The sequence below is a fragment of the Pseudonocardia nantongensis genome (assembly GCF_046546495.1).
Taxonomy (GTDB): Bacteria; Actinomycetota; Actinomycetes; order Mycobacteriales; family Pseudonocardiaceae; genus Pseudonocardia; species Pseudonocardia nantongensis.
In genome coordinates, this window is sequence record NZ_JBKGXT010000009.1 from 80061 (window position 1) to 102772 (window position 22712).

Annotated in this window: 21 protein-coding genes; 8 read left to right on the forward strand and 13 right to left on the reverse strand. The window is 74.4% G+C overall.

Going from position 1 to position 22712, the window contains the following annotated elements; translation table 11 throughout:
* On the reverse strand, positions 1–795 hold the full coding sequence (locus tag ACLFMI_RS11785; RefSeq protein WP_410947837.1) for a metallophosphoesterase family protein: 795 nt from the start codon (positions 793–795) through the stop codon (positions 1–3).
* The gene (locus ACLFMI_RS11790; protein WP_410947838.1) at positions 796–1197 is read right to left on the reverse strand and encodes a polyketide cyclase / dehydrase and lipid transport; all 402 of its coding nucleotides are present in this window, start codon (positions 1195–1197) and stop codon (positions 796–798) included.
* 258 nt (positions 1198–1455) lie between these two features.
* On the opposite strand from ACLFMI_RS11790, the gene ACLFMI_RS11795 reads away from it, so the two are divergent.
* Positions 1456–3297, forward strand: coding sequence for an AMP-dependent synthetase/ligase (locus ACLFMI_RS11795; RefSeq protein WP_410947839.1), 1842 nt, complete (start codon positions 1456–1458; stop codon positions 3295–3297).
* Here the strand turns inward: ACLFMI_RS11795 and ACLFMI_RS11800 are convergent.
* Positions 3267–4460, reverse strand: coding sequence for a glycosyltransferase family 4 protein (locus ACLFMI_RS11800; RefSeq protein ID WP_410947840.1), 1194 nt, complete (start codon positions 4458–4460; stop codon positions 3267–3269). The genes ACLFMI_RS11795 and ACLFMI_RS11800 overlap by 31 nt on opposite strands.
* A gap of 415 nt (positions 4461–4875) precedes the next feature.
* Here ACLFMI_RS11800 and ACLFMI_RS11805 point away from each other — a divergent pair, with 415 nt between their 5' ends.
* A complete protein-coding gene (locus tag ACLFMI_RS11805) occupies positions 4876–5286 on the forward strand; it encodes a hypothetical protein (RefSeq protein ID WP_410947841.1) in 411 nt (136 codons plus the stop codon).
* A gap of 26 nt (positions 5287–5312) precedes the next feature.
* On the opposite strand, the gene ACLFMI_RS11810 is transcribed toward ACLFMI_RS11805, so the two are convergent.
* Positions 5313–7079 carry an NYN domain-containing protein gene (locus tag ACLFMI_RS11810; protein WP_410947842.1) on the reverse strand — a complete coding sequence of 589 codons (1767 nt, stop codon included), beginning with the start codon at positions 7077–7079 and terminating at the stop codon, positions 5313–5315.
* 128 nt (positions 7080–7207) lie between these two features.
* Between ACLFMI_RS11810 and ACLFMI_RS11815 the strand changes: the two genes are divergently transcribed.
* The gene (locus tag ACLFMI_RS11815) at positions 7208–8983 is read left to right on the forward strand and encodes a DEDD exonuclease domain-containing protein (protein ID WP_410947843.1); all 1776 of its coding nucleotides are present in this window, start codon (positions 7208–7210) and stop codon (positions 8981–8983) included.
* A 152-nt stretch (positions 8984–9135) separates the two neighbouring features.
* Here ACLFMI_RS11815 and qcrB read toward each other — a convergent pair whose 3' ends face one another.
* From qcrB to ctaE, 4 genes are read right to left on the reverse strand one after another with little or no spacing between them, the layout of a single operon-like run.
* The gene (gene qcrB / locus ACLFMI_RS11820) at positions 9136–10866 is read right to left on the reverse strand and encodes a cytochrome bc1 complex cytochrome b subunit (RefSeq protein ID WP_410947844.1); all 1731 of its coding nucleotides are present in this window, start codon (positions 10864–10866) and stop codon (positions 9136–9138) included.
* The gene (gene qcrA / locus ACLFMI_RS11825) at positions 10863–11999 is read right to left on the reverse strand and encodes a cytochrome bc1 complex Rieske iron-sulfur subunit (RefSeq protein WP_410947845.1); all 1137 of its coding nucleotides are present in this window, start codon (positions 11997–11999) and stop codon (positions 10863–10865) included. Before qcrA ends, qcrB begins: the two co-directional genes overlap by 4 nt.
* Positions 11996–12871, reverse strand: a complete 876-nt coding sequence (gene qcrC, locus ACLFMI_RS11830) for a cytochrome bc1 complex diheme cytochrome c subunit (protein WP_410947846.1) — start codon at positions 12869–12871, stop codon at positions 11996–11998. Before qcrC ends, qcrA begins: the two co-directional genes overlap by 4 nt.
* Before the next feature lie 60 nt (positions 12872–12931).
* On the reverse strand, positions 12932–13534 hold the full coding sequence (gene ctaE / locus ACLFMI_RS11835; protein ID WP_458788582.1) for an aa3-type cytochrome oxidase subunit III: 603 nt from the start codon (positions 13532–13534) through the stop codon (positions 12932–12934).
* Positions 13535–13843: 309 nt separating this feature from the next.
* Here ctaE and ACLFMI_RS11840 point away from each other — a divergent pair, with 309 nt between their 5' ends.
* Positions 13844–14236 (forward strand): response regulator, encoded by a 393-nt coding sequence (locus ACLFMI_RS11840; protein WP_410947972.1) that lies wholly within the window; start codon positions 13844–13846, stop codon positions 14234–14236.
* Positions 14237–14239: 3 nt separating this feature from the next.
* Positions 14240–15295 carry an anthranilate phosphoribosyltransferase gene (gene trpD, locus ACLFMI_RS11845; RefSeq protein WP_410947847.1) on the forward strand — a complete coding sequence of 352 codons (1056 nt, stop codon included), beginning with the start codon at positions 14240–14242 and terminating at the stop codon, positions 15293–15295.
* Positions 15296–15384: 89 nt separating this feature from the next.
* On the opposite strand, the gene ACLFMI_RS11850 is transcribed toward trpD, so the two are convergent.
* Entirely contained in the window at positions 15385–15663 is a 279-nt protein-coding gene (locus ACLFMI_RS11850; RefSeq protein ID WP_410947848.1) for an Lrp/AsnC family transcriptional regulator, read from the reverse strand.
* A gap of 323 nt (positions 15664–15986) precedes the next feature.
* On the opposite strand from ACLFMI_RS11850, the gene ACLFMI_RS11855 reads away from it, so the two are divergent.
* Entirely contained in the window at positions 15987–16295 is a 309-nt protein-coding gene (locus tag ACLFMI_RS11855; RefSeq protein WP_410947849.1) for a hypothetical protein, read from the forward strand.
* Positions 16296–16320: 25 nt separating this feature from the next.
* Here the strand turns inward: ACLFMI_RS11855 and ACLFMI_RS11860 are convergent, their stop codons facing one another.
* The 4 genes from ACLFMI_RS11860 to ACLFMI_RS11875 form a co-directional block, all read right to left on the reverse strand.
* Positions 16321–17739, reverse strand: coding sequence for an FAD-dependent oxidoreductase (locus ACLFMI_RS11860; RefSeq protein WP_410947850.1), 1419 nt, complete (start codon positions 17737–17739; stop codon positions 16321–16323).
* A gap of 55 nt (positions 17740–17794) precedes the next feature.
* Positions 17795–18814: a PaaI family thioesterase gene (locus tag ACLFMI_RS11865; protein ID WP_410947851.1), complete on the reverse strand. Its 1020-nt coding sequence runs from the start codon at positions 18812–18814 to the stop codon at positions 17795–17797.
* A gap of 96 nt (positions 18815–18910) precedes the next feature.
* Entirely contained in the window at positions 18911–19894 is a 984-nt protein-coding gene (locus ACLFMI_RS11870; RefSeq protein ID WP_410947852.1) for a helix-turn-helix domain-containing protein, read from the reverse strand.
* Positions 19895–19980: 86 nt separating this feature from the next.
* Positions 19981–21102 (reverse strand): LLM class flavin-dependent oxidoreductase, encoded by a 1122-nt coding sequence (locus tag ACLFMI_RS11875; protein WP_410947853.1) that lies wholly within the window; start codon positions 21100–21102, stop codon positions 19981–19983.
* A gap of 266 nt (positions 21103–21368) precedes the next feature.
* On the opposite strand from ACLFMI_RS11875, the gene ACLFMI_RS11880 reads away from it, so the two are divergent.
* Together ACLFMI_RS11880 and ACLFMI_RS11885 are read left to right on the forward strand one after the other, a co-directional pair.
* Complete coding sequence (locus tag ACLFMI_RS11880) at positions 21369–22145, forward strand: IclR family transcriptional regulator (protein ID WP_410947854.1); 777 nt, start codon at positions 21369–21371, stop codon at positions 22143–22145.
* A gap of 130 nt (positions 22146–22275) precedes the next feature.
* Positions 22276–22455 carry a CsbD family protein gene (locus ACLFMI_RS11885; RefSeq protein WP_410947855.1) on the forward strand — a complete coding sequence of 60 codons (180 nt, stop codon included), beginning with the start codon at positions 22276–22278 and terminating at the stop codon, positions 22453–22455.
* Positions 22456–22712: the final 257 nt, after the last annotated feature.

Here is a 22712-nt window from a genome sequence, read left to right on the forward strand (position 1 = left end):
TCAGAGGACGAGCGCGTAGGGCCGTTCGAGCGTCCGGAAGTGCCCCACGTTGACGCACTCGGTACGGCCGAGCCGGGCGCGCCGGGCCAGCGGCTGGTGCACGTGACCGAACAGCGCGTGGCTCGGCGGGTGGGTGCCGAGCCGCTCCCGCAGCGTGTCGCTGGCGGCCTCCGTCCGGCGGGCGACGACGTCGTAGGCCAGCACCGGGACCGCCGGCGGGGCGTGCGTGCAGAGCACGTCCACCGCGGGGAGCAGGGCGAGCCGCGCCGCGTAGTCCTCGTGCCGCAGGAAGTAGGGCTGCCACGGCCCGGCTCGGCGCGGGTCGATCCCGGGCGGCAGCGGGACCCCGCCGAGGAACCCCAGCCGGCGGCCGCCGAGGGTGACCACCTGCCCGTCGGCGGCGGTGACGCTCTCGGTCGCCGGCCACAGCTCGGGCATGTCGACGTTGCCGGGGATCGCCCACACCGGGACGTCCAGCTTCCCGAGCACGCCGAACAGCTCGTCGTACTGGGCGGAGACCGCCTCCACCACCGCGGCCGCCGGGTCGTCGAGGCGGGCCCAGCCGCGTTCCATCAGCCCGAGCATCCGCTCGCGCGGCGCGCCGGTCCGGCGCAGCCGGGCGAACTCGGCGCTCACGTCCGCGCCGAGCAGCCGCCCGACGATCCCGTTCTCCGGGGTCCGGTAGTCGATGAACTCCAGCAGGTCGCCGAGGACCAGGAGGCCCTCGGCGCCGTCCGCGGCGCGGGACAGCGCTGCGACGTTGCCATGGACGTCGGAGACGACGTGCAGCCGCACTCAGCCCTCCCCGGGAGCGACGCCGGCGGGACGGCCGTCCTCCAGCCGTCGTTTCAGCGTGAAGGCGCGGGTCTTGAAGCCCAGGTGCCACCGGTCCGACTCCCGCCGGGCCCACCGCCGCCGGGCGAACCGGCCGCGCGGCTGCGCGTCGTGCGGCGGATCAGCGCGCAGGAAGAAGTGCAGCACGGTGCCGTCGAGCACCTCCTCCAGCCAGACCTCCATCGTCCCGGCCAGCGCGCCGGTGACCGTCCAGCGGATGCCGTCGGCACCGCGGTCGTGCGCGATCTCCGGGCGCAGTCGCGGCCACCAGGCCGGCCACCGCGCGGGGTCGGCGAACTCGGCCGCCACCCGGGCACGGGGCACGGCCAGGAACGTCTCGTCGATCACGTCCACCGCGGGCACACGATGAGCGTGCCATCCGGTCCCCCGGCGCCCCGAGGGGCACCCTCGCCGCCCCTGGGCCCCGGAGGTACCTCCCGGCGCGCGCCGAACGACCGCCGTGACCTCGTTCTGCATCCGTTATGACCGTCTCGATGTACTCGCCCCCTACCAGGCGGTAGGTTCGAGCCGAGCCGGTCCGCCGCCCGGGCGGCCCGCGCCGCCCGGGCCCGGCACCGACGTGCCGTGAAGCCTGCCGAGGTCGCCAGGAGGTCGATCCCCTTGCGTGAGTACAGCGTTCCCGCTTCGGTGTCCGTGGGAGCCGAGGAGACGCTCTCCGACGCCGTCTTCGTCAACGCGGCGGAGCATCCGCGGGACGTGGTCTACCGGCGCCGCTCCGGTGACACCTGGGTGGAGGTGACCGCCGAGCAGTTCGCCCACGAGGTCACCCGGGTCGCCGCCGGCCTGATCGCCTCCGGGGTGCAGGCGGGCGACCGGGTCGCGCTGCTGTCCCGTACCCGCTACGAGTGGACGCTGTTCGACTACGCGATCCTCGCCGCGGGCGGCGTCACGGTCCCGATCTACGAGACGTCCTCGCCGGACCAGATCTCCTGGATCGTGTCCGACTCCGGCGCGGTCGGGATCGTCGTGGAGACGGCCGAGCACGTGGCGTCGGTGGAGAAGGTCCGCGCCGACCTGCCCGGCCTGCGGACGCTGTGGCAGATCGAGCCGGCCGCGGCCGCGCCGGACGCCCCGTCGGCGGTCGAGCAGCTCACCGGGCTGGGCCAGGACACCCCGGACGACGTGGTGCACGAGCGTCGCAACGCGGTCCGCGCCGACGACCTGTGCACGCTGATCTACACCTCGGGCACCACCGGCCGTCCGAAGGGGTGCGAGCTGACCCACCGCAACCTGGTCACCGAGATCCGGACGGTCTCCACGGCGATCCCCGACCTGTTCGCCGACGGTGACTCGGTGCTGCTGTTCCTGCCACTGGCGCACGTGTTCGGCAAGGTCATCCAGTGCGGCGCCCTGAACACGCGCACGACCGTCGGGCACAGCCCGGACGTGAAGAACCTGCTGCCCGACCTGGCCGAGTTCCGGCCGACCTTCCTGCTGGCCGTCCCGCGGGTGTTCGAGAAGGTCTACAACGGCGCCCGGCTCAAGGCGCACAACGAGGGCAAGGGCAAGATCTTCGACGCGGCCGCGGACACCGCGATCGCCTACTCGAAGGCGCTCGACGGCGGCGGTGCCGGCCTGCTGCTCAAGGCGCGGCACGCGCTGTTCGACAAGCTCGTCTACGGCAAGCTGCGCGCGGCGGTCGGTGGCCACGTCAAGGCCGCGGTGTCCGGCTCCGCCCCGCTGGGCGAGCGGCTCGGGCACTTCTTCCGCGGCATCGGCCTGCCGGTGCTGGAGGGGTACGGCCTCACCGAGACCTCCGCCGGCATCACGCTCAACACCCTCGACGCGCAGCGGATCGGCTCGGTCGGCCGGCCGGTGCCGGGCTGCGCGGTCCGGATCGCCGAGGACGGCGAGATCCTGCTGTCCGGCGACATCGTGTTCCGCGGCTACTGGCACTACGCCGACGCCACGAAGGACGCCCTGACCGACGACGGCTGGTTCCACTCCGGCGACATCGGCGAGCTGGACGACGCGGGTTACCTCACCATCACCGGTCGCAAGAAGGAGCTGATCGTCACCGCCGGTGGCAAGAACGTCGCCCCGGCGGCGCTCGAGGACCGGCTGCGGGCGCACCCGCTGGTCGGGCAGTGCATGGTGATCGGCGACCAGAAGCCGTTCATCTCCGCCCTGGTCACCATCGACCCGGAGGTGCTGCCGGGCTGGCGGGAGCGCAACGGCAAGCCGGCCGGTGCCGGCGGCTCGGCGTCCGACCTGGTCGACGACCCGGAGCTGCGCGGCGAGATCGCCTCGGCGGTCGAGGAGGCCAACCAGGCCGTCTCGCGGGCCGAGCAGATCCGCAAGTTCCGGATCCTGCCCAGCGACTTCTCCGAGGCCGGTGGCGAGCTGACGCCGACGCTGAAGGTGAAGCGCAAGGTCGTCCTCGAGACCTACGCCGACGACATCGAGACGATCTACTCCGGGAGCACCGCCGACCGAAGCTGAGCCTCCGCCGGAGTGGCCGGCCGCGCGTGCAGCGGGCGGCCACGCAGGTGCGCGTGCAGCCGGGCGGCGGGGGCGGGCCCGCCCCAGATCCGGGCCACCCGGGCCCGCCCGGCCCGGCCAGCCCCGGCCGCCCGCACCGGGTCGGCGAGCAGCGTCGCCACCCGGTCGGCCAGCGCGCCGACGTCGCGGCCGTCGACCACGTGCCCGGTGACGCCCTCCTCGACGGTCTCCGGGGCTCCGCCGGAGTCCCCCGCGACGACCGGCAGGCCGCACGCGGCGGCCTCCAGCAACGCGATCCCCAGCCCCTCGACGTCGAGGCCGCCCAGGTGGGTGCGGCAGGGCAGGGCGAACACGTCCCCGGCCGCGTGGTGCGCGGCGAGCTCGTCCGCGGGCACCCCGCCGGTGATCACAACGGCGTCGGCCACCCCGTGCGACGCGGCGAGGCTCCGCAGCCGGTCCCGGTACGGACCGCCACCGACCAGCAGCAACCGGGTCCCGGGCACCCGGCGCCGGATCCGCGGCAGCGCCGCGATCAGCGTGTCCTGTCCCTTGCGCGGGACCAGCCGGGACACGCAGCCGACGACCGGCGCGTCGCCGAGGCCGTACCGCGCGCGGACCGCCGCCCGGGCGGCCGGGTCCGGAGCGAACCGGGTGGTGTCGACCGGCGGCGGCAGCGGCTCCAGGGCGGCGTCCGGGCCGAACGCGGCCCCGAGCCGGTCGCGGGTCCACCGGGAGACCGTGGTGACGACGTCGGCGTCGGTCCCGATCCGGCGCAGTGTCCGGCGTGCCCCGGGCAGCATCGACCAGCCGACCTCGTGGCCGTGCGTGCTCGCGACGACGCGGGCGACCCAGGCCCGGCGGCGCAGGTGGCCGCCCAGCAGGGCCAGCGGCGCGGCGGCGCCGAACCAGACCGTGTCGGCGCCGTGCTCGCGGGCCAGTTCCACGGCCCGGCGGGCGACCGCCGGGACCGGGAGCATCAGGGACCCGGGGTGTCGATGCACCGGGAACGGCTGCGCCGCGTCGAACTCACGAGCACCGTGCCAGGCGGGGGCGTAGACGGCGAGCTCGTCGGGCGGCAGCGCGCGGGCCAGTGCGTGCAGATAGTTCTGGATGCCGCCGGGCCGCGGCGGGAAGTCGTTGGTCACCAGCAGCGTCCGGGCCACCGTCCGACCGTAACGGGCAGCGCGCAGCCCGCCCCGGGTGCTACGAGGGGGCGGTGCCGCCCGGGGGGCGGATCCGGGACGGCGGCCCGCGCGCGTCCGGGGGAACGCGCCGGGGATGCGGGCCGCCGTCCGGACCGTGGGGAGCGGACGTATACCGCGTGTCCGCACCGGTCCGTGACGCCCGTCGGGGTCGGGTCGGCACGCACTGCGCCGTCCGGGTGGCGGGGGACCACCCATCGGTACGACCGGTGAGGAGGTGCTGCTGTTCAGGTGAACGAGCCACCGGCACCCGTGGTTACGGATCCGCAACGGATTTCTCCGCCGGCTCTCCCCGCGAGCTCGACCCGGACGTTCTTGTCGGTCCCCTCCCCTACCGTCCGCGGTGATCGGACGAGAGCTCCATGGAGGAGGCGGAATGATCATCGACTGTGACCGCTGCGAGGCCCGCGGCGATGCCTGCGGCAGCTGCGTGATCGGGGTGCTGATGGACGTCCACGAGGACGACCGACCGATCCCCTACCTGCCGGTCGACCGGCCCGGCGCCGACCTCGACGACGCGCGGGCCGGTGCCGGCGGGCCCGGGGTCGTCCCCACGGCGGCGCCGCAGCCGGTCCTGCGTCCGGCCAGTGGTGGCCCCGCGTCCGGGCCGGTCGAGTTCGCCGAGCCGGAACGCCGGGCGCTGCAGGTGCTGGCCGAGCAGGGCCTGATCCCGCACCTGCGGCTGGTCGAGACCGGCCCGGCCGGGCCCGAAGGGGCGGCCGCGGCCCCGCTGCTGCCGGTGCCCACGGTCCCGGGCCGGGAGGCCCGCCATCGGGATGCCGGCTGACCCGCGGACCCCGGGGCTCGGGAGCCTCAGCCGCCGAGGCGGCGCAGCAGCACGGCGGAGGGCACGGAGTGCGCGCCGCGCCGGCGGACCGACCGCACGACCTCCTGGTCGGTGGTCGCCACCAGCAACGGGCGCCCGCGCGGTTCCGCGGCGACGAGGTCCCGGATCACGTCGTCGGCGAGCACCCCGGGGTCGCTGAACAGCACCCGTACCCCCCGGCCGCCCCGCATCGGGGCCGCGGTGACCGCCGCCCCGTCGAAGACCACGGTGATCTCGACTCCGGTCCGGGCGCCGAGCGCACCGAGCTGGGTGACCAGCCGGGAGCGCTGGTCGGCCAGCGGCAGGTCGGGGTAGCCGGTCTTGCTGACGTTGTAGCCGTCGACGACCAGGTGCATCGAGGGCATGGCGAGCAGCGTGTCCAGCGCCGCGAGCCCGTCGACCGGGATCCCGGCGCGCCCGCGGACCTCGGAGGCGTCGTCCGACCTGCCCGCCAGCAGGTCGGCCGGGTGCGGTCCGCCGGCGCCGATGTCCAGCTCCCGGCGCAGCCCGGAGACCGCCCCACCGATCGTGTCCAGCAGCAGCTCGAGCCGGACCTCGTCGCCGCGGCGGGCCTCCCGCGCCGTCTGCCGGGCGGCGGCGACCTCGCGGGCGGCGGCGTCGGCCCGTTGCCGTTCCCGGTCGGCCCGCTCCCGTTCGGACTCGCACTCGGCGCGGGCGGCGACCAGCCGGTCGTCGACGCCGGCGCGCAGGCGTTGCACCTCGGCCTCCAGCTCGGCACGGGCGTCCAGCGCGGTCCGGAGCCGGGCGCCCTGGTCACTGACCCGGCGGCGCATCTGGTAGTACTCCGAGTCCCGGTCCGCTTCCGCGGCGAGTATCCGGTCGCGGGCCTCGTCACGCTCGGCGCGGACCCGTTCGAGCTCCGCGGTGGCCTTCTCCGCGCGGGCCAGTGCCTCGTCCCGTTCCGAGCGCAGGGCGGCCAGGTCCCCGCTCTGCTCGGCCTCGGCCACCCGGTGTGCGGCCTGCGGGTCGCCGGTGAGCAGTGCGACGGCGGCGGCGTCCAGCTTGTCCACCGGTGCCGGGAGTCGACCGTCCGCCGGAGCGGCGTCACCGGCGCCGGGCGCGGGTGCGCCGGCGCCCGCCGGGCCGGTGGCGGCACTCCCGGTGGCGGTGTTCCCAGCGGCGGCGGTCCCGGCGGCATCGGAGGCCGGATCGACCCTGGGGGCGCACCGGTCCGGGAGCTCCAGCTCGCCGGGCCGGTGCTCGGCCCACCAGGCGACGACGGCCGCCCGGAACGCCGTGTCCTGCTCCAGCCGGGTCACCAGCGGCCCCGCGCCGAGCCGGGCCCGCTTGGCCGGGGTGAATCGGGCCAGCCGGCGCAGCGGCGCCGGCACATCGCGGGCCGGCATGCCGCCCACCGCGGCACCGGCGATCTCGGCCAGCCGGGTGCGCAGCGGCCCGCTCAGCGCGGGCCAATCCGGCACGTCCCCGCCCCCGACGGCATCCCGCTCGGCGGCCGCCGGCCCGTCCTCGTCCATCCCGGCAGGGCACGGCCCGTCCTCGTCCATCCCGGCAGGGCACGGCCCGTCCTCGTCCATCCCGGCAGGGCACGGCCCGGCGGCGTCCGGCCCGGCCTCCTCGAGCCCGGCGGCGTCCGGCCCGGCCTTCTCGAGCCCGGCGGCGCCCGGCCCGGCCCCCTTCAGCCCGGCGGGGCCCGGTCCGGGCGTCTCCGCGGCCCCTCGCGACGGGACGCCGGAGCCGGGCTGCTCCGGTCGCGTTCCGTCGTTCCGCGCCATCGGTCGAGGGTATCCCCGACCGCTCCGGGCCGCCGCCGCCCCGCGCCGCACCCATCCGCTCCCGGCCCCGATCGTGCGCCGCCGTCGTCCGGCCGGAACTGTCGGTCCCCGCCCCTACGGTGCGCGCCGTGACCACCCGCTCCCCCGCACCCCGGTCCACCCCGCAGCTCAGCTTCGACGAGCTCGGCACCCCCTTGCGTGACGTGTCGTTCGTCGTCCTGGATCTCGAGACGACCGGCGGCAGCAACCGGACCGACGCGATCACCGAGGTCGGCGCCGTCAAGGTGCAGGGCGGCGACCGTGTCGGCGAGCTGGCCACGCTGGTCGACCCGGGCGTCACCGTCCCGGCCGACGTCACCCGGCTGACCGGGATCACGAACGCGATGCTCGGTACGGCGCCGCCGATCGGCGCGGTGCTGCCCTCGGTGCTGGATTTCCTGTCGGGGTCGGTGCTGGTGGCGCACAACGCCCCGTTCGACACCGGCTTCCTGCGCGCCGCCTGCGAGCGGCAGGAACGGCCGTGGCCGCGGCCACCGGTCCTGTGCACGGCCCGGCTGGCCCGGGCCGTGCTGCCCCGGTCGGAGTGCCCGAGCATGCGGCTCGGCGCGCTGGCCGCGCACTTCGGCTGCGCCACCGTCCCGGACCATCGCGCACTCACCGACGCCCGGGCCACCGTCGAGGTGCTGCACCACCTGCTGGAACGGATCGGGAACCTCGGCGTCCAGACCCTGGAGGAGCTGCTGGGGCTTCTCCGGGACCGGGCACCGCACCGGCCGAGCACCGCGCAGCGGCGCCGCCGGCACCTGGCGAACGACGTCCCCGCGGCTCCCGGGGTGTATCTCTTCCGGGCCGGTGACGGTGAGGTCCTCTACGTCGGCACCAGCGGCGACCTGCACCGGCGGGTGCGGTCCTACTTCACCGCCGGTGAACGACGCCGCCGGGTCCGGGACATGCTCGACCGCGCCGAGAAGGTGGACACCGTCGTCTGCGCGCACCCGCTCGAGGCCTCGGTACGCGAGCTACGGCTGATCTCGGCGCACAAGCCCCGCTACAACCGCCGTTCCCGCAACCCCGGCCGTACCTGGTGGGTCGCGCCGACCGACGAGATCTTCCCCCGGCTGTCGGTGGTCGCTTCCCCGCGTGCGGGGGCGCTCGGTCCGTTCGGCTCGCAACGCGCCGCCACCGACGTCCTGGACGCGGCACTCGACGCCGTCCCGCTGCGCCGGTGCACGGTCCGGATCCCGGCGCGGAACCCGGCGCGGAACCCGTCGGCGTCACCGTGTGCGCTGCACGAGCTGGGCCGCTGCGCCGCCCCCTGCGCCGGCCTGCAGAGCCCGGACGACTACGCCCCTGCCGTGCACGCCTGGCGGGACCTGGTCGGCGGCCGCTCGGACACCCCGCTGCGGACGCTCGCCGCCGAGGTCGACGCGCGGGCCGGCGAGGGCCGGTTCGAGTCCGCCGCCCGCGCCCGGGACCGGCTGGCGGCGCTGGCGTCCGGGCTGGACCGGGCCGGTTCGCTGGCCGGGCTGGCCGGGCTCGACGAGGTCGTCGGCGCACGTCCGGACGGCCGGGGCGGGTGGCAGCTGGCGGTGCTGCGGCACGGCCGCCTGGCCGCTGCCGGGAACGCACCGCGCGGGGTCCGGCCGATGCCGGTGGTCGAGGCGCTCCGCGCGGGCGCGCAGACCGTGCTGCCGGAGCCGGGACCGCTGCGCGGGGCCCCGGCCGAGGAGGTCCGGCTGCTCTACCGCTGGCTGACCGAGGGCGGGACCCGCCTGGTGCGCAGCGACCCAGCCTGGTCGGAAGCGGTGCACGGCGGCGGGCCCTGGCGGGAGTGGGCCGAACGCGCCCGCGACGCGGCCACCCGTACCGGCGAGCGCGCCCCCGACGAGCCACCCCGTCCCTAGCGTCGTGGAGCCCTGACGCGCCCGGACGCCACCCGTCAGCAGCACGTCGACTCCACAACGCGAGCGGGAGGGAACGGCGAGGGCCCCGGGCCGGAGGACGGTGTCGTCTCCGGACCGGGGCCCTCGTCGTGTTGCGGTTCCAGCTCAGGCGGTCACGGCTGCTGCGGACGGCCGCCGTCGTCCGGACGGCCGGCCAGCTCGCCGCGCGACGACTCCAGCTCGCCGCGCGACGACTCCAGCTCGCGACGGGCGGCGGCCCGCTCGTCGCGCTCGGCGAGCTCGCGCTCGTGCGCCTCGTGCCGCGCCCGGGCCAGGGCCAGCGACTCGGCAGGCGGGTCCGGCCTCATCAACGACCCCGGGACCGGCTCGCCGGCCGACCCCAGCTCGTTCATCCGCTTCGGCACCGAGGAACCCTGGTAGGCCAGCGGGATCGCGTGGCCGTGCTCGTCGACACCGCCGAGAGGCTGGTGCACCTCGATGAACTCGCCGTGCGGGAGCCGCTTGATGACGCCGGTCTCCACGCCGTGCTCGAGCACCTCGCGGTCCGCCTTCTGCAGGCCCAGGCACCAGCGGTAGGCCACCCAGTAGATGATCGGCGGGACGATCATCAGCCCCAGCCGGCCTGCCCAGGTCGTCGCGTTCAGCGAGATGTGGAAGAAGTACGAGATCCAGTCGTTGAACCCGCACAGCACCAGCCACAGGTAGAACGCGATCGCCATCGCGCCGAGCGCGGTGCGGACCGGCACGTCCCGCGGGCGCTGCAGCAGGTTGTGCAGCGCGTCGTCGCCGGTGAACCGCCGTTCGATCGCCGGGTAGGCGCCGGCCAGCACGAACAGCACCGGCAGGAAGCCCGCGGTCGGGATGAACGCGGCCGGGATCGTGTACTCGCCGAACAGGTAGAACTCCCACGGCGGGAAGATCCGGCCCATCCCCTCCGACCACAGCATGTAGAAGTCCGGCTGCGACCCGGCGGAGATGTGCGCGGCGTCGTACGGGCCGAGGTGCCAGATCGGGTTGATCTGGAACAGCCCCGAGATCAGCGCCAGCACGCCGGCCACGACCGCGAAGAACGCGCCGCCCTTGGCCGCGAACGCCGGCATGATCCGCACGCCGACCACGTTCTGCTCGGTCCGGCCCGGGCCGGGGAACTGGGTGTGCTTCTGGTACCAGACCAGGCCCAGGTGCACCGCGATCAACGCCAGGATGATCCCCGGCAGCACCAGCACGTGGATGATGTAGAGCCGCGGGATGATCTCCGTGCCCGGGAACTCACCGCCGAACAGCGCCCAGTGCACCCAGGTGCCCATGATCGGCACGGTCAGCGTGATACCCGAGGCGATCCGCAGGCCGACGCCGGAGAGCAGGTCGTCCGGCAGCCCGTAGCCGGTGAAGCCCTCGAACGTGCCGAGCAGGATCAGCACGATCCCGATCGTCCAGTTCGCCTCCCGCGGTTTGCGGAACGCTCCGGTGAAGAACACCCGGAACATGTGGATGATCATCGAGGCCACGAACAGCAGCGCCGACCAATGGTGCAGCTGGCGCATGAACAGCCCGCCACGGACCTCGAACGAGATCTCCAGCGTCGACTCGTAGGCCCGCGACATGTGCACCCCACGCAGCGGGTCGTAGGGCCCGTTGTAGACGACCTCAGACATCGACGGGTCGAAGAACAGGCCGAGGTAGGTGCCCGACAACAGCAGGACGATGAAGCTGTAGAGCGCGATCTCGCCCAGCATGAACGACCAGTGCGTCGGGAAGACCTTGTTGAACTGCTTGCGCAGCCCCGCCGCCGGATGGAAACGCTGGTCGAGCTGGTCGAGGGCCTCGGCGCCCTTCTCCTGCATGCCCCCGGAGGAGGTCGTGGGTGTGGTGATCGCACTCATGTCGTCTTCGGCCTCTCCCAGAAGGCGGGTCCGACGGGCTCGACGAAGTCGCTCTCCGCCACGAAGTAGCCCTCCTCGTTCACCCGGATCGGCAGCTGCGGCAGCGGGCGGGCGGCCGGACCGAAGACCGGCTCGGCGTCCTCCGTCGCCAGGAACTGCGACTGGTGGCACGGGCACAGGATGCGGTTGTCCTGTGCCTGGTACAGCGACGTCGGGCAGCCGAGGTGCGTACACACCTTCGACCACGCGTAGAAGTCACCGTAGTTGAAATTCTCCTGCCCCGGCCGAGGTGTCACCTCGGTGCCGGGCCGCAGCCGGATCAGCATGACCGGCGCGTCGGAGGCGCGCTGCGCGTGCAGCAGCTCCTCCTCGTTGCCGCGCTCGCTCTCCCGGAAGGGGAAGACGGTCATCATCGATCCCGGCTCCATGTCCTCGGGCCGCACCCGTGCGATCTCGCCGACGATACCGGTGTCGCTGCGCAGGTACACGGTCTCGCCGTTCTCCGGCCGCCAACCCGTGTGCCAGAGCGGCGCATCCTCACCCGCGGCCCACGGGTCGCGGATGATGCCGCCGAGCGCGATCACGCCGGTCCCGATGCCGAGGACGCCGGCGGCCAGGCCCGCGGTGCGCTGGATCAGCTTGCGCCGGCCGAGCGTCGTCTTCTGCCCGGTGTCGGCCAGCTGCGCGAGGATCGTGCGGCGGTCGACGTCGTCGGACGGGCCGTCGTGCCGCTGCTGCACCGAGACCTCGGCCGGGAACAGCTTCTTCACCGCCTGGACGACCGCGATGCCCAGCGCCAGGATCGACAGCCCGAAGGTGAGGCCGACGACCGGGGTGTACAGCGAGTAGATCTCGTGTCCGGGCTCGCCGACGTTCACGTACTCCCAGGGCCACGCGATGAACGCGACCACGAACGCCAGCCCGGACAGCGCCGAGATGGCGAACCACAGCGCGACCGAGCGCTCCGCCCGCTTCTCCGCCCGGGTGCCCTCGATCGGGTACTGGGGCGTGTTGTGCACGACCTCGACGTCGTCGAGGTCGCCGGCCAGCCGGGCCAGCTCCTCGGGCGACATCGCGTCGAGTTCCTCCCGGCTGGGACGCCCGCCCTGCCCGGTGGTCACGTCGCTGCTCAACTCTTCGCCCCCAACCAGATCGCGAACCCGACCAGCCCGGCCATGACGACGGTGAAGATGAAGACACCCTCGGCTGTCGGCCCGAGGCCGAGCAGCTCGTTGCCGCCCGGGTTGTTCTCCTCGTTCACCTGCTCGATGTAGGCGATGATGTCCTTCTTCTCCTCCGGCGTGAGCTGCTGGTCGGAGAAGCGCGGCATGTTCTGCGGCCCGGTGAGCATCGCGGTGTAGATCTGCTCCTCGGACGCCGGGGCCAGCGCCGGAGCGAACTTGCCCGACGACAGCGCGCCACCGACACCGGTGAAGTTGTGGCAGGACGCGCAGTTCAGCCGGTAGAGCACGCCGCCACGGCCCGGGTCGTCGCCCTGCAGTGCCTCGCCGCTCTGCGCCGGGGTGACCGGGCCGCCGCCGTTGGCCTGCACGAACGCACCGAGCGCCTCGAGGTTGGCCCGGCCCTCCTGGGTCTCCGGGTCGAAGATCGGCAGCGGATGCTTGCGTACGGCCTGGGCCTCCTGGCGGGCCATCGGCATCCGGCCCGACGAGACCTGGAAGTACACGGCCGCGTCGCCGACGCCGATCAGGCTCGGGCCGCGGTCCTGCTCACCCTGCAGGTTCGCACCGTGACAGGTGATGCAGGTGTTGTTGTAGAGCTCTTCGCCCTTCGCGATCAGCGCGGTGTCCGGCTGGGCGTTCGCGACCTGCGGCTGGGGTGCGAACGCTGCGTAGAGGAACCCGACCGACAACAGGCCCAGCCCGATGGCCAGGGCGCCCGCGATGCGGCGGCGCAACTTGCCGTGCGGCCGGGCGGCCCGGCTGCGGCCGACCGGCTGCTCCGGTGGTGGGTTCTGGGCGGTGCCCTCGGGGTTCTCGGTCATCGCTTGGGGGTCTTCCAACCTCGACGTCGTGGCGGGTGGGGCGCTTCGGGGCGTAGCGGGCTAGCGGATGAAGTAGATGACACCGAACAGCCCGATCCACACCACGTCCACGAAGTGCCAGTAGTACGACACGACGATCGCCGCGGTGGCCTGGGCCGGGGTGAACTTGCTGAGCTTGGTCCGGATCAACAGGTAGACGAACGCGACCAGCCCGCCGATCACGTGCATGCCGTGGAAGCCGGTCGCCATGTAGAAGACCGTCCCGTAGGCGCTGGAGGCGATCGTCGTCGCGTGCTCGGTGACCAGCGTGAAGTACTCGAAACCCTGGCCGAGCACGAAGAACGTCCCCATCGCCAGCGTCAGCAGGTACCACCGGCGCAGACCGAACACGTCACCGCGCTCGGCCGCGAACACGCCGAACTGACAGGTGAACGAGGACGCCACCAGCACGATCGTCACGACGAGCGCGTAGGGCACGTCGAGCTCGGTCGGGGGCGGGGGCCACGGACCGTCGTTCTGAGCCCGCGCCGTGAAGTACATGGCGAACAGCCCGGCGAAGAACATCAGCTCGCTGGAGAGCCAGACGATGGTGCCGATGCTGACCAGGTTCGGGCGGTTCAGCGAATGGATCCGCGCGCTGATGTTGGGTGCCGCTGTCGTCACGCGGGCATTATGACCCCATGCGAACTTCTACAGCGTGTCGGGATACCCCTTCCTGCATCACGATCGGCGGACGGTCGTCCGCGGAACCGCCTTCCCGCAGGTGATCGACTCACCGGCGGCCGGGACGTGACCGGCGCCGCACCGCACCGCGACCGGGCGCGGCGGCCCGGCCGACCGACACCGGCTCGCCGTTCGTCGGTCTCGGCCGGCCCCCTCGACCGGGGCACTAGTATCCGGCGCGTGGCGAGCGGAGCAGCGGCAGGGATCGACGGCAGCAGCACCCCCGGCGTGGCCACCGGGACCAGCACGGTGCTGGTCTACAGCCACCGCCCCGAGGTGCGCGAGGGCATCATCAACGCGGTGGGCCGGCGGCCGGCGCCGGACGTCGGGCGGGTCAAGTACCTGGAGGCCACCGGGATCGCCGAGGTCCTCGCCGCGTGCGACGCGGGCCGGGCCGACCTGATCGTGCTGGACGGCGAGGCACAGCCGACCGGTGGCATGGGCGTGGCCAAGCAGTTGCGGCACGAGGTCACCGACTGCCCCCCGATCGTGTTGACGGTGCGCCGCCGCGACGACCGCTGGCTGGCCACCTGGTCCGAGGCGGACGCGGTGCTGGTGCACCCGCTGGACCCGCTGGAGGCCGCCGAGGTCGTCGCGCAGGTACTGCGGGACGCCCGGGCCGGCACCGTCACCCGGGACTGAGGCGTGACCGCGAGCGCCCCCACCTGGTCGTCGGTGATCGGCAGGCTGATGCACGGCGGCGACGTCTCCGCCGAGGAGACGACCTGGGCGATGGGCCAGGTCTTCGCCGGGGAGGCGACCCCCGCCCAGCTGGCGGGCTTCCTGGTCGCGCTGCGGGCGAAGGGCGAGACCGCCGCCGAGATCTCCGGGATGGCCGACGCGATGCTGGCGCACGCGCTGCGGGTCCGGGTCGCCGGTCGTGCCGTCGACGTGGTCGGGACCGGGGGCGACCAGGCGCACACCGTCAACATCTCCACCATGTCCGCGATCGTCGTCGCGGCCGCCGGCGCGCCGGTGGTCAAGCACGGCGGGCGGGCGGCATCCTCCCAGGCCGGGACGGCGGACGTGCTGGAGGCGCTCGGCGTCGCGATCGAGCTGTCCCCGGCCGCGGTCGAGCGGTGCGTGGCCGAGCTGGGCATCGGCTTCTGCTTCGCACAGGCCTTCCACCCGGCCATGCGCTACGCCGGCGGGGTGCGCCGCGAGCTCGGCGTCCCGACCGCGATGAACGTGCTCGGCCCGCTGTCCAACCCGGCCCAGCCGGAGACCGGGCTGATCGGCTGCGCGGACCGGCGGCTGGCCCCGATCATGGCCGAGGTCTTCGCCCGGCGCGGGAAGTCGGCGCTGGTCGTCCGCGGCGACGACGGCCTGGACGAGCTCACCACGACGACCACCAGCACGGTGTGGATCGCCGACACGGGCGGGGTCCGGCAGGCCCGGCTGGACCCGGCCGCGCTCGGCGTCCGCCCGGCGACCGCGCAGGACCTGCGCGGCGGCAGCCCGGACGTCAACGCCGCCGCGGTCCGTGACCTGGTGGCCGGCAAGACCGGCCCGGTGCGGGACGCCGTCCTGCTCAACGCCGCGGGCGCGCTCGCGGCGCACCGCGGGATCACCGGAGAGCCGACCCCCGCGATCGCGGACGCGCTGGAGACGGTCACCACCGCCGTGGACTCCGGGGCGGCCGCGGACCTCCTGGCCCGCTGGGCGACCCGCTCCACCGAACTCGCCACCCCCGACTCCTGACCCCACCCCGCGTCGTGGAGGCCTCGACGCGGCTGTCGGAGGCGTGGGAGCGCGTCACGGCTCCACAACGCGAGGTGGGTGGGGGCAGTTCAGTCCAGGCCGATGGCGTAGGCGGCGTCGGTGTCGGCCTTCGAGTAGGAGCGGAAGGCGATGTGCGTGTCGGTGCCGATCACGCCCTGGACCTTGCTGAGCTTGCCGGCGATCACGTCGGCGAGCTGCTCGTGCTCGCGCACCTTCACGATCGCGACCAGGTCGACGTCCCCGGCGCAGGAGTAGACCTCGGCCACCCCGTCCAGGTCCGCGATCGCCTGCGCGGTCTCGGGGATCCGGTCGGCAGCGGTGTGCACCATGACGATCGCGGTGATCACGACAGGACTCCCCCTCGGGTCGGGCCGGTGCGGCGCGCCCAGGCTAGTCGTGGCGGCCCGTGTGGCGCAGGCCGCACCCGGTTGCTACGGTGATCGCCATGCGCCCCGTCGAGCACACCCTTGCTCGTCCGACTGTCTTCGGACACAGCGCAGCGCTGCCCGCACGACTTCTCGCGGTAGTAGCGCTGCGCGTCGGCTGATCCAGGCCGCCGACGCGCCCGCGCCGAATCACCGGCGCTCTCCCTCCCGCACACTGCGGCGAGGTTTCCGAGACCTGGCTCGCGTTCCCGCTTCTTCTCGCGCAACGCATGGAGCCACCCATCATGAGCATCACCGTCGACCGTCCGGCCACCTTCACCTTCCCCGCCTCCTCCGGCGGCGCCGCCGACATCGCCTCCCGGATGCCGCGCCGGCACACCGTCGTCACCGACGACGGCCTGAACGGGGCCATGCAGGTCGCGACCGCGCTGCAGACCTGCGGGCGCCCGCTGCGGGAGTTCGCGGTCGACGTCCGCGAGGGCGTCGGCTACGGCTCGGTCACCTGCACGATGTCGATGACCCCGGGCGAGGCGGAGCAGTTCGAGACCCGGATGCTCGCGATGCCCTGCGTCCTGGCCGTCGACCCCTGCTGAGCGCTGACGCCCCCGCCCCTGCGCGCTACCGGGTGCGGCCCCGGGACGGGGCCGTGCCGCGCGCGGCGTCCAGCATCTGCCGCCGGTCGGCGATCTTGACCCGCTCGGTGCCGCCGCGCTGCTCGCCCAGGGCGATCTCGGCGGCGTCCACACGGAGCCAGTCGTCCCACAGCACCGGCTCGATCCCGAACTCCCGCAAGCGGTCCAGTACCGCGTCCCCGTTCGGCCGGGACGGGTTCGCCAGGTCCGGCAGGTCCGCCAGCACGGACGCCGCGGTCTCCGTGCCGTCGCTCTTGTTGGTGCCGATCACGCCGGTCGGGCCGCGCTTGATCCAGCCCGTGACGTAGCTGCCGCGCAGCGGCTCCGCCCCGAGGAGGACCCGGCCCTGCTCGTGCGGCACGGTGCCGCGGGCCTCGTCGAAGGGCAGCCCGGGGATCTGCTCGCCGGCGTAGCCGATCGCCCGCACGACCAGCCCCGCGTCCAGAGTCGTGGTCTCCCCGGTGCCCCGGACGCGCCCGTCGTCGGTCACCTGGTTGCGCTCCACCTGCACCCCGCTCACCCGGCCGTCCCGGCCCACCAGCCGCAGCGGCGAGCGCAGGAATCGCAGGTGGATCCGGCGGCGGCCGCCCGGGCCGGGCGGGTCGGTCCGCCACTCGGTGAGGCTCTCGAGGACCTGCCGCATCCGGCGCTCCCCGGGCTCCTCGACGCCGGCGGCGAGCACGCCGTCGTCGTGCACGACGACCTCGACGTCGTCCAGCTTGGCCAGCGCGCGCAGCTCGGCCGGGGTGAACCGGACATGCTGCGGGCCGCGCCGGATCAGCACGTGCACGTCGGTGACGGCGCTGCCGCGCAGGGCCTCCAGCACGACGTCGTGCGCGTCGGTGGCGGCGATGTCCTCGGCCGGGCGGGCCAGCATCCGGGCCACGTCGATCGCGACGTTCCCGGCACCGACGACGACCGCACCGGTCGCGTCCAGCGCGGGCCCGGGCCCGGCGGCGTCCGGGTGCCCGCAGTACCAGGCCACGAAGGCCCCGGACCCGACCGACCCGGCCAGGTCCTCCCCCTCGACCCCGAGGTCGCGGTCGTTCGCGCTGCCGGTGGCGTAGACGACGGCGTGGTAGTGCTCGCGCAGGACCTCGCCGGGGATCGCCGGGCCGGACTCCCCGTCCGGTCCGACGGTCACGTTGCCGAGGAACCGGACCCGCTCGGCGTCGTCGAACGTGGAGACCAGCGCGCGGATCACCGACTTCATCTTGAGGTGGTCGGGGGCGACGCCGTAGCGGACCAGGCCGTACGGCGCGGGCAGCCGGTCGTAGACGTCGACGTGCACGTTCTCGTCCCCGGCCAGCAACGCCTCGGCGGTGTAGAGCCCGGAGGGGCCGGCCCCGATCACCGCCACCCGGTACGGGCGGGAGTCCGGTACGGACGGGGACGGGTTCGACACGATGCACACCTCCGGGGAACGGGTGGTGACGACGCTAACAGCCGGGTGCCGACGATCACCCCGCCGTGCGCACCCGGTCACCCGGCGCTCCGGATCCCGCCGACCGGAGCCCGCCACCCACCGCGCGCACCGCGGGCCGCCCGTCGGGCAGCAGCAGTTCGGTGCGTACCGACCAGAACCGCCTGCCGTCCCGGACGGTCTCGCTGCGGGCCTGCAGCGTCGCGTCGACCTGGACCGGGCGCAGGAACTCGACGGTCAGCGACAGCGGGCGGACCGGGCCACCGAGAGGAGCGCCAGCGGAACGAGCATCCGCGCCATGAGGAGCGCCAGCGGAACGAGCAGCTGCACCGTCGCCGCGCCGCAGGTGCGACGCCTGCGCGGCCGCGGCGAGCCCGCTCAGCACGGCACCGTGCGTGGTCCCGTTGAGGTTCGCGGTGGAGGGACCGGGGGTGAACAGCACGTCGCCGCCGACGTCGGCGACCTCCAGCGCCGCCGGGTCGAGCCGGGACGGGTCGAACGGCGGCAGCGCGGACCGGAAGTCCGGCTCCCCGGCGTCCGGGGAGTCGCCGTCCCGGGTGCCGCGGGCGTCCGGGTCCACCGGGCCACCGCCGGTCGCGAGACCGCCGGGCCGGGCGGGCACACCGCTCAGCGCCATCGTGACGACCGCGTGCGCGACCAGGACACCGGTGTCGTCGCGCATCTCGGCCCGCCCGACGCCGATCTCGTCGTCGAGGTGCAGCAGGGTCAGGCCCGCGGTGAGCCACCGGGCCTCCGGCGCCGGGGCCCCGACCAGGTCCAGGCGCAGGTCCAGGGTCGGCGCCCCGGCCGTCAGCTTCGCGGTGGAGAAGACCAGGTAACCGATCCCGGAGTCGGCGAGCAGCGCGGGCAGCACCGGGGCGATCCCGCCACCGGCGGTGCGGACGCCGGGGCCGATCGGGGCCTGGATCCGGGCGACGCCGCGCGCGGCGTCCGGGGCGGGGCGCATCCCGAGCCCGGTCTCCACCGGGGCCCGCCGCATCCGCTCCCGGGTCGACCCGGGCGACGTGGCTCGGGCGGACGACGGTGTGGTGGGCATACCGCTCATCGTGCGATACGAGCGCGTTGCGCAGCGTTCCCGACGGCTGTGTAGTCCCTCACGCCCGGGTGCGAGTCCCTCACGCCGGGGCGGGCCTCACGCCGGGACCGCGGCGTCCTCCCCGCACTCGCGCTCGCAGCGGAACGTGGCCCGGTAGTCCGCCGGCGCGACGCCGAGGGCCCGCCGGAAGTGGTGCCGCAGCAGCGCCGCGGTGCCGAACCCGGCACGGGTGGCGATGGCGTCCATCCCGAGGTCGGTCTCCTCCAGCAGGGTGCGGGCGTGCAGCACCCGCTGCGCGGAGATCCACCGGTGCGGGGTGGTGCCGGTCTCGGCGACGAACCGGCGGGCGAAGGTCCGCTCGGACATCGCGGCCCGGCGGGCCAGCCCGGTCACGGTGTGCTCGCGGTCCAGGTTCTCGATCAGGTAGCTCAGCACCGGGGCCAGCGAGTCGCCGGTGCACTCGGGCACCGGCAGCTCGACGAACTGGCGCTGGCCGCCCTCCCGCTGCGGCGGCACGACCATCCGGCGGGCGATCCCGTTCGCGACCGAACCGCCGAGCTCGCGGCGGACCAGGTACAGGCAGGCGTCGATCCCGGCGGCGGTGCCCGCACCGGTGATGAGGTCGCCGTCGTCGACGTAGAGCGCGTCCTCCTCGACGACCGTGCCGGGATGCGCGGCGCGCAGCTCGGCGGCGTGCTTCCAGTGCACGGTGCAGCGGCGGCCGTCGAGCAGCCCGGCGGCGCCGAGCACGAACACGCCGGAGCAGACCGACAGCAGGATCGCGCCACGGGCCCGGGCCTCGCGCAGCGCGTCCAGTGCCTCCGGCGGGTACTCGCGCAGGCCGGTGGCGGCCACGCAGACCAGGTCGGCGCCGGGCAGCGCGTCCAGCCCGCGGTCCGGCGTGATCGTGACGCCGATGTTGCGGGTCGTCACCGGCTGCCCGGCCTCGACGCCGCAGACCGTCCAGTCGAGCACCGGCAGCCCGTCGTCGGAGCGGTCGAGGCCGAACACCTCGCAGAGCACCCCGAACTCGAAGACGGCGAGCTCGTCGAGGACCAGGACCGAGACGCTGCGCAGCACGCGCTCACGGTAGCTGGCAGGAACTCGACGGTCCAGGGATTCCTGCCCCGTTCAAGACGCGTGACGGCACGCCGGGTCCGTGGCGCTCAGCTCGTCGCGTACCGGTTCGCGGGGCGCGCGAGATCGAACCGCGCGCGCAGCGAACCGTCGTACGGGGCGGGGACCCAGGCGTCGCCGAGTGCCGGCAGCAGGCCGTCCACCACGGCGTCCAGGCCGGACGGCAGGGCCAGCGGGGCCAGCACGAACCCGTCTGCGGCCCGCTCCTCGACGGCGCCCCGGAGCAGCTCCGCCAGCCCGGCCGGGTCGCCGACGTAGCGCAGCGTGCGCGCGGCGGTGCCCGCCCCGGCCGGGGCGAGCAGGTCCAGCTCCCGCAGGGCCTCCCCGACCCGGTCGCCGAGCAGCGTCTCGACGTCCAGCAGCACCGCGACCCGCTCCGGGTCGCGCCCGGCGTCCGCGACGGCGGCCCGGACCCGGTCCCGGGCCTCCGCGGCCCCGGCGACGGTGTCCGCGGCCACCCGCACGACGTCGGCGTGGCGCCCCACCACCGGCAGCGCCGCGGCCTCGTCACCGCGCAGCACGGTCGGCGGCTGCGCCTGCGGCGAGCGCGGGGTGATCGACGGGCCCTTCACCGAGAAGAACTCGCCGGCGAAGTCGACGTAGTGCAGCTTCTCCCGGTCGACGAACCGGCCGGTCGCCTCGTCCCGGATCTCGGCATCGTCCTCCCAGGAGTCCCAGAGCCGAGCGACGGCCTCGATCACCTCGCCGGTCTCCCGCCAGAGCGCGTCGGCCGGTGCCGGGCCGGTGCGCCCGAACAGGTCGGCCTCGGCCCGGGTGCGGGACACGTCGGGCTGCCAGCCGGCGCGACCGGTGGACACGAAGTCCAGGGTGGCGATCGCCGTGGACAGGTGGAACGGCTCGGTGTGGGTGACCGGCGCGACCGGGACCACGCCGATCCCCGGCACGGCCGGGGCGATCCGGGCGGCCAGCGCGACGGCGTCCAGGGTGCCGGGGAGCGCGTCCGGGTCGGCCGACGGCGGTGCGAACGTGTCGGGCAGCACGACCAGGTCGAGGCCGCCACGCGCGGCGGTGCGGACCCGTTCGACGTGGGTGCCTGCGGCGAACAGGTCACCGGCGCCGGGCAGCCGCCACGCGCCGGGATGGCGTCCCGCGCCACCGATCTCCACCGCCAGGTGCAGCCGCCCGCTCACATCGCCTCCGCTCCTCACGCGACGCCCCGCCCCGCGCGCTCGGTTCCTCGCCCTCGGTTCCTCGCCCTCGGCCTCTCGCACGAGCCAACACCACCCCGGGCAGGGGTGTTCCCGCGGGCCGGGTCGTCGTCGACCTCGTCCGGCATCCCCAGGATCTCCTCCTCGAGCTCCGCGACCAGCGGTTCGAACGACCAGCTCCAACGACCGGGTCGATCGTCCGGCGAGGACGTCAGAACGTTCTTGCCAGCGGCAGGTAGTTTTCTTCGGTGAAGAACAAGCCGACGTACAGCATCGACTCGGTCGACCACGCGTTGCGACTGGCGGTCCTGCTGCAGCAGGAGGGGCCACTGGGCGTGACGGAGGCGGCGCGGCGGCTCGGGGTCGCCCGGTCGACGGCACACCGGCTGCTCACGATGCTCGTCTACCGGGACTTCGCCGAGCAGGACGACGACCGCCGGTACGCCGCGGGCCCCGTCATGCGCTCGTTCAACGGCGTCGAACCCGTGACCCACCTGCGGAGCATCGCGCTCCCGCACCTGCGCACGCTCGTCGAGCGGACGGGTGAGTCCGCCAACGTGATGGTCCTGCTCGGCACGCAGGTCCAGATGGTGGCGACCGTCGAGTGCGCCCACATCCTGCGCGTCGGCGACCGGGAGGGGCGGATCCTCCCGGCGCATCTCGCCTCCGGCGGGAGGGCCGTACTCGCCCGGTTCAGCCGTGCCGAGCTCGACGCCCGCTACGCCGACGAGTCCCGGACCGGGGTCTCCCGCGAGGCCGTGGAACGCGTCGTCCGCCAGACGCGGCGGCGCGGGTTCGCGATCAACGACCAGGGCACCGAGGCCGGACTCACGGCCGTCGGGCACGCGGTGGGCGACACCCGGAGCACGCCCGCCGCGGCCCTCTCGATAGCCATGCCCACCGCGCGCTATCACCGCCGGATGCTTCCCGAACTCGCGGCGGCACTGACCGCTGCGGCCCATGCGATCGAGCGCGATCTCCACGCCTCGACCGACGACGCCGGCGTGGCCAGGGCCCGGCGCTGACCCGCCGGGCACTGGCAGAGACGTCCTGACCGACACCGTGGCCGTGGTTGTGCCGGCGCGGCCACTCCGGCACGGGCCGGCGCGCATCGTATCGACGTTTGGGCACATCACCTGCGGGAAGGCTGCTGACATGGCCGACGAGAAGAAGTCCGACGGGAAGACCGACGAGGTCAAGGGCAAGATCAAAGAGACGGTAGGCGACGTCACCGGCGACGAGGAGCTCGAGGTCCAGGGCAAGGGCGACCAGACCAAGGGCAACCTCAAACAGGCGGGCGAGAAGCTCAAGGACGCCGTCACGGACGACGACTGAACGTCGTTCATTGCCGGGTAGTCGAAACTACGTCGACTTCGCCCCCCGGGACGGTGGGGCGCCCGGCACCCGGCGCGCCCGCTTCGTTGCTGCCCACCGTGCGGCGCAGAGGCCGTAGACCACGCGGGCAGCGCTGCCCGGCTGGCCGCCCACGACGAGTTCGCGCATGACAACGCGCCCGGCGGACACCGGTCGGGGCGCGCCGGGCCAACCCAGCCGAGCGCGCGCCAGCCCGGCCCACGCCTCGCCCCCCGAGC

What these genes read in the sequence shown, in the direction of transcription:
- ACLFMI_RS11885 (WP_410947855.1), top strand. Translation starts at nt 22,276, where the DNA reads ATGGCCGACGAGAAGAAGTCCGACGGGAAGACCGACGAGGTCAAGGGC.
- qcrC (WP_410947846.1), bottom strand. Translation starts at nt 12,871, where the DNA reads ATGACCGAGAACCCCGAGGGCACCGCCCAGAACCCACCACCGGAGCAG.
- ACLFMI_RS11865 (WP_410947851.1), bottom strand. Translation starts at nt 18,814, where the DNA reads ATGCCCACCACACCGTCGTCCGCCCGAGCCACGTCGCCCGGGTCGACC.
- ACLFMI_RS11855 (WP_410947849.1), top strand. Translation starts at nt 15,987, where the DNA reads ATGAGCATCACCGTCGACCGTCCGGCCACCTTCACCTTCCCCGCCTCC.
- ACLFMI_RS11805 (WP_410947841.1), top strand. Translation starts at nt 4,876, where the DNA reads ATGATCATCGACTGTGACCGCTGCGAGGCCCGCGGCGATGCCTGCGGC.
- qcrB (WP_410947844.1), bottom strand. Translation starts at nt 10,866, where the DNA reads ATGAGTGCGATCACCACACCCACGACCTCCTCCGGGGGCATGCAGGAG.
- ACLFMI_RS11810 (WP_410947842.1), bottom strand. Translation starts at nt 7,079, where the DNA reads ATGGCGCGGAACGACGGAACGCGACCGGAGCAGCCCGGCTCCGGCGTC.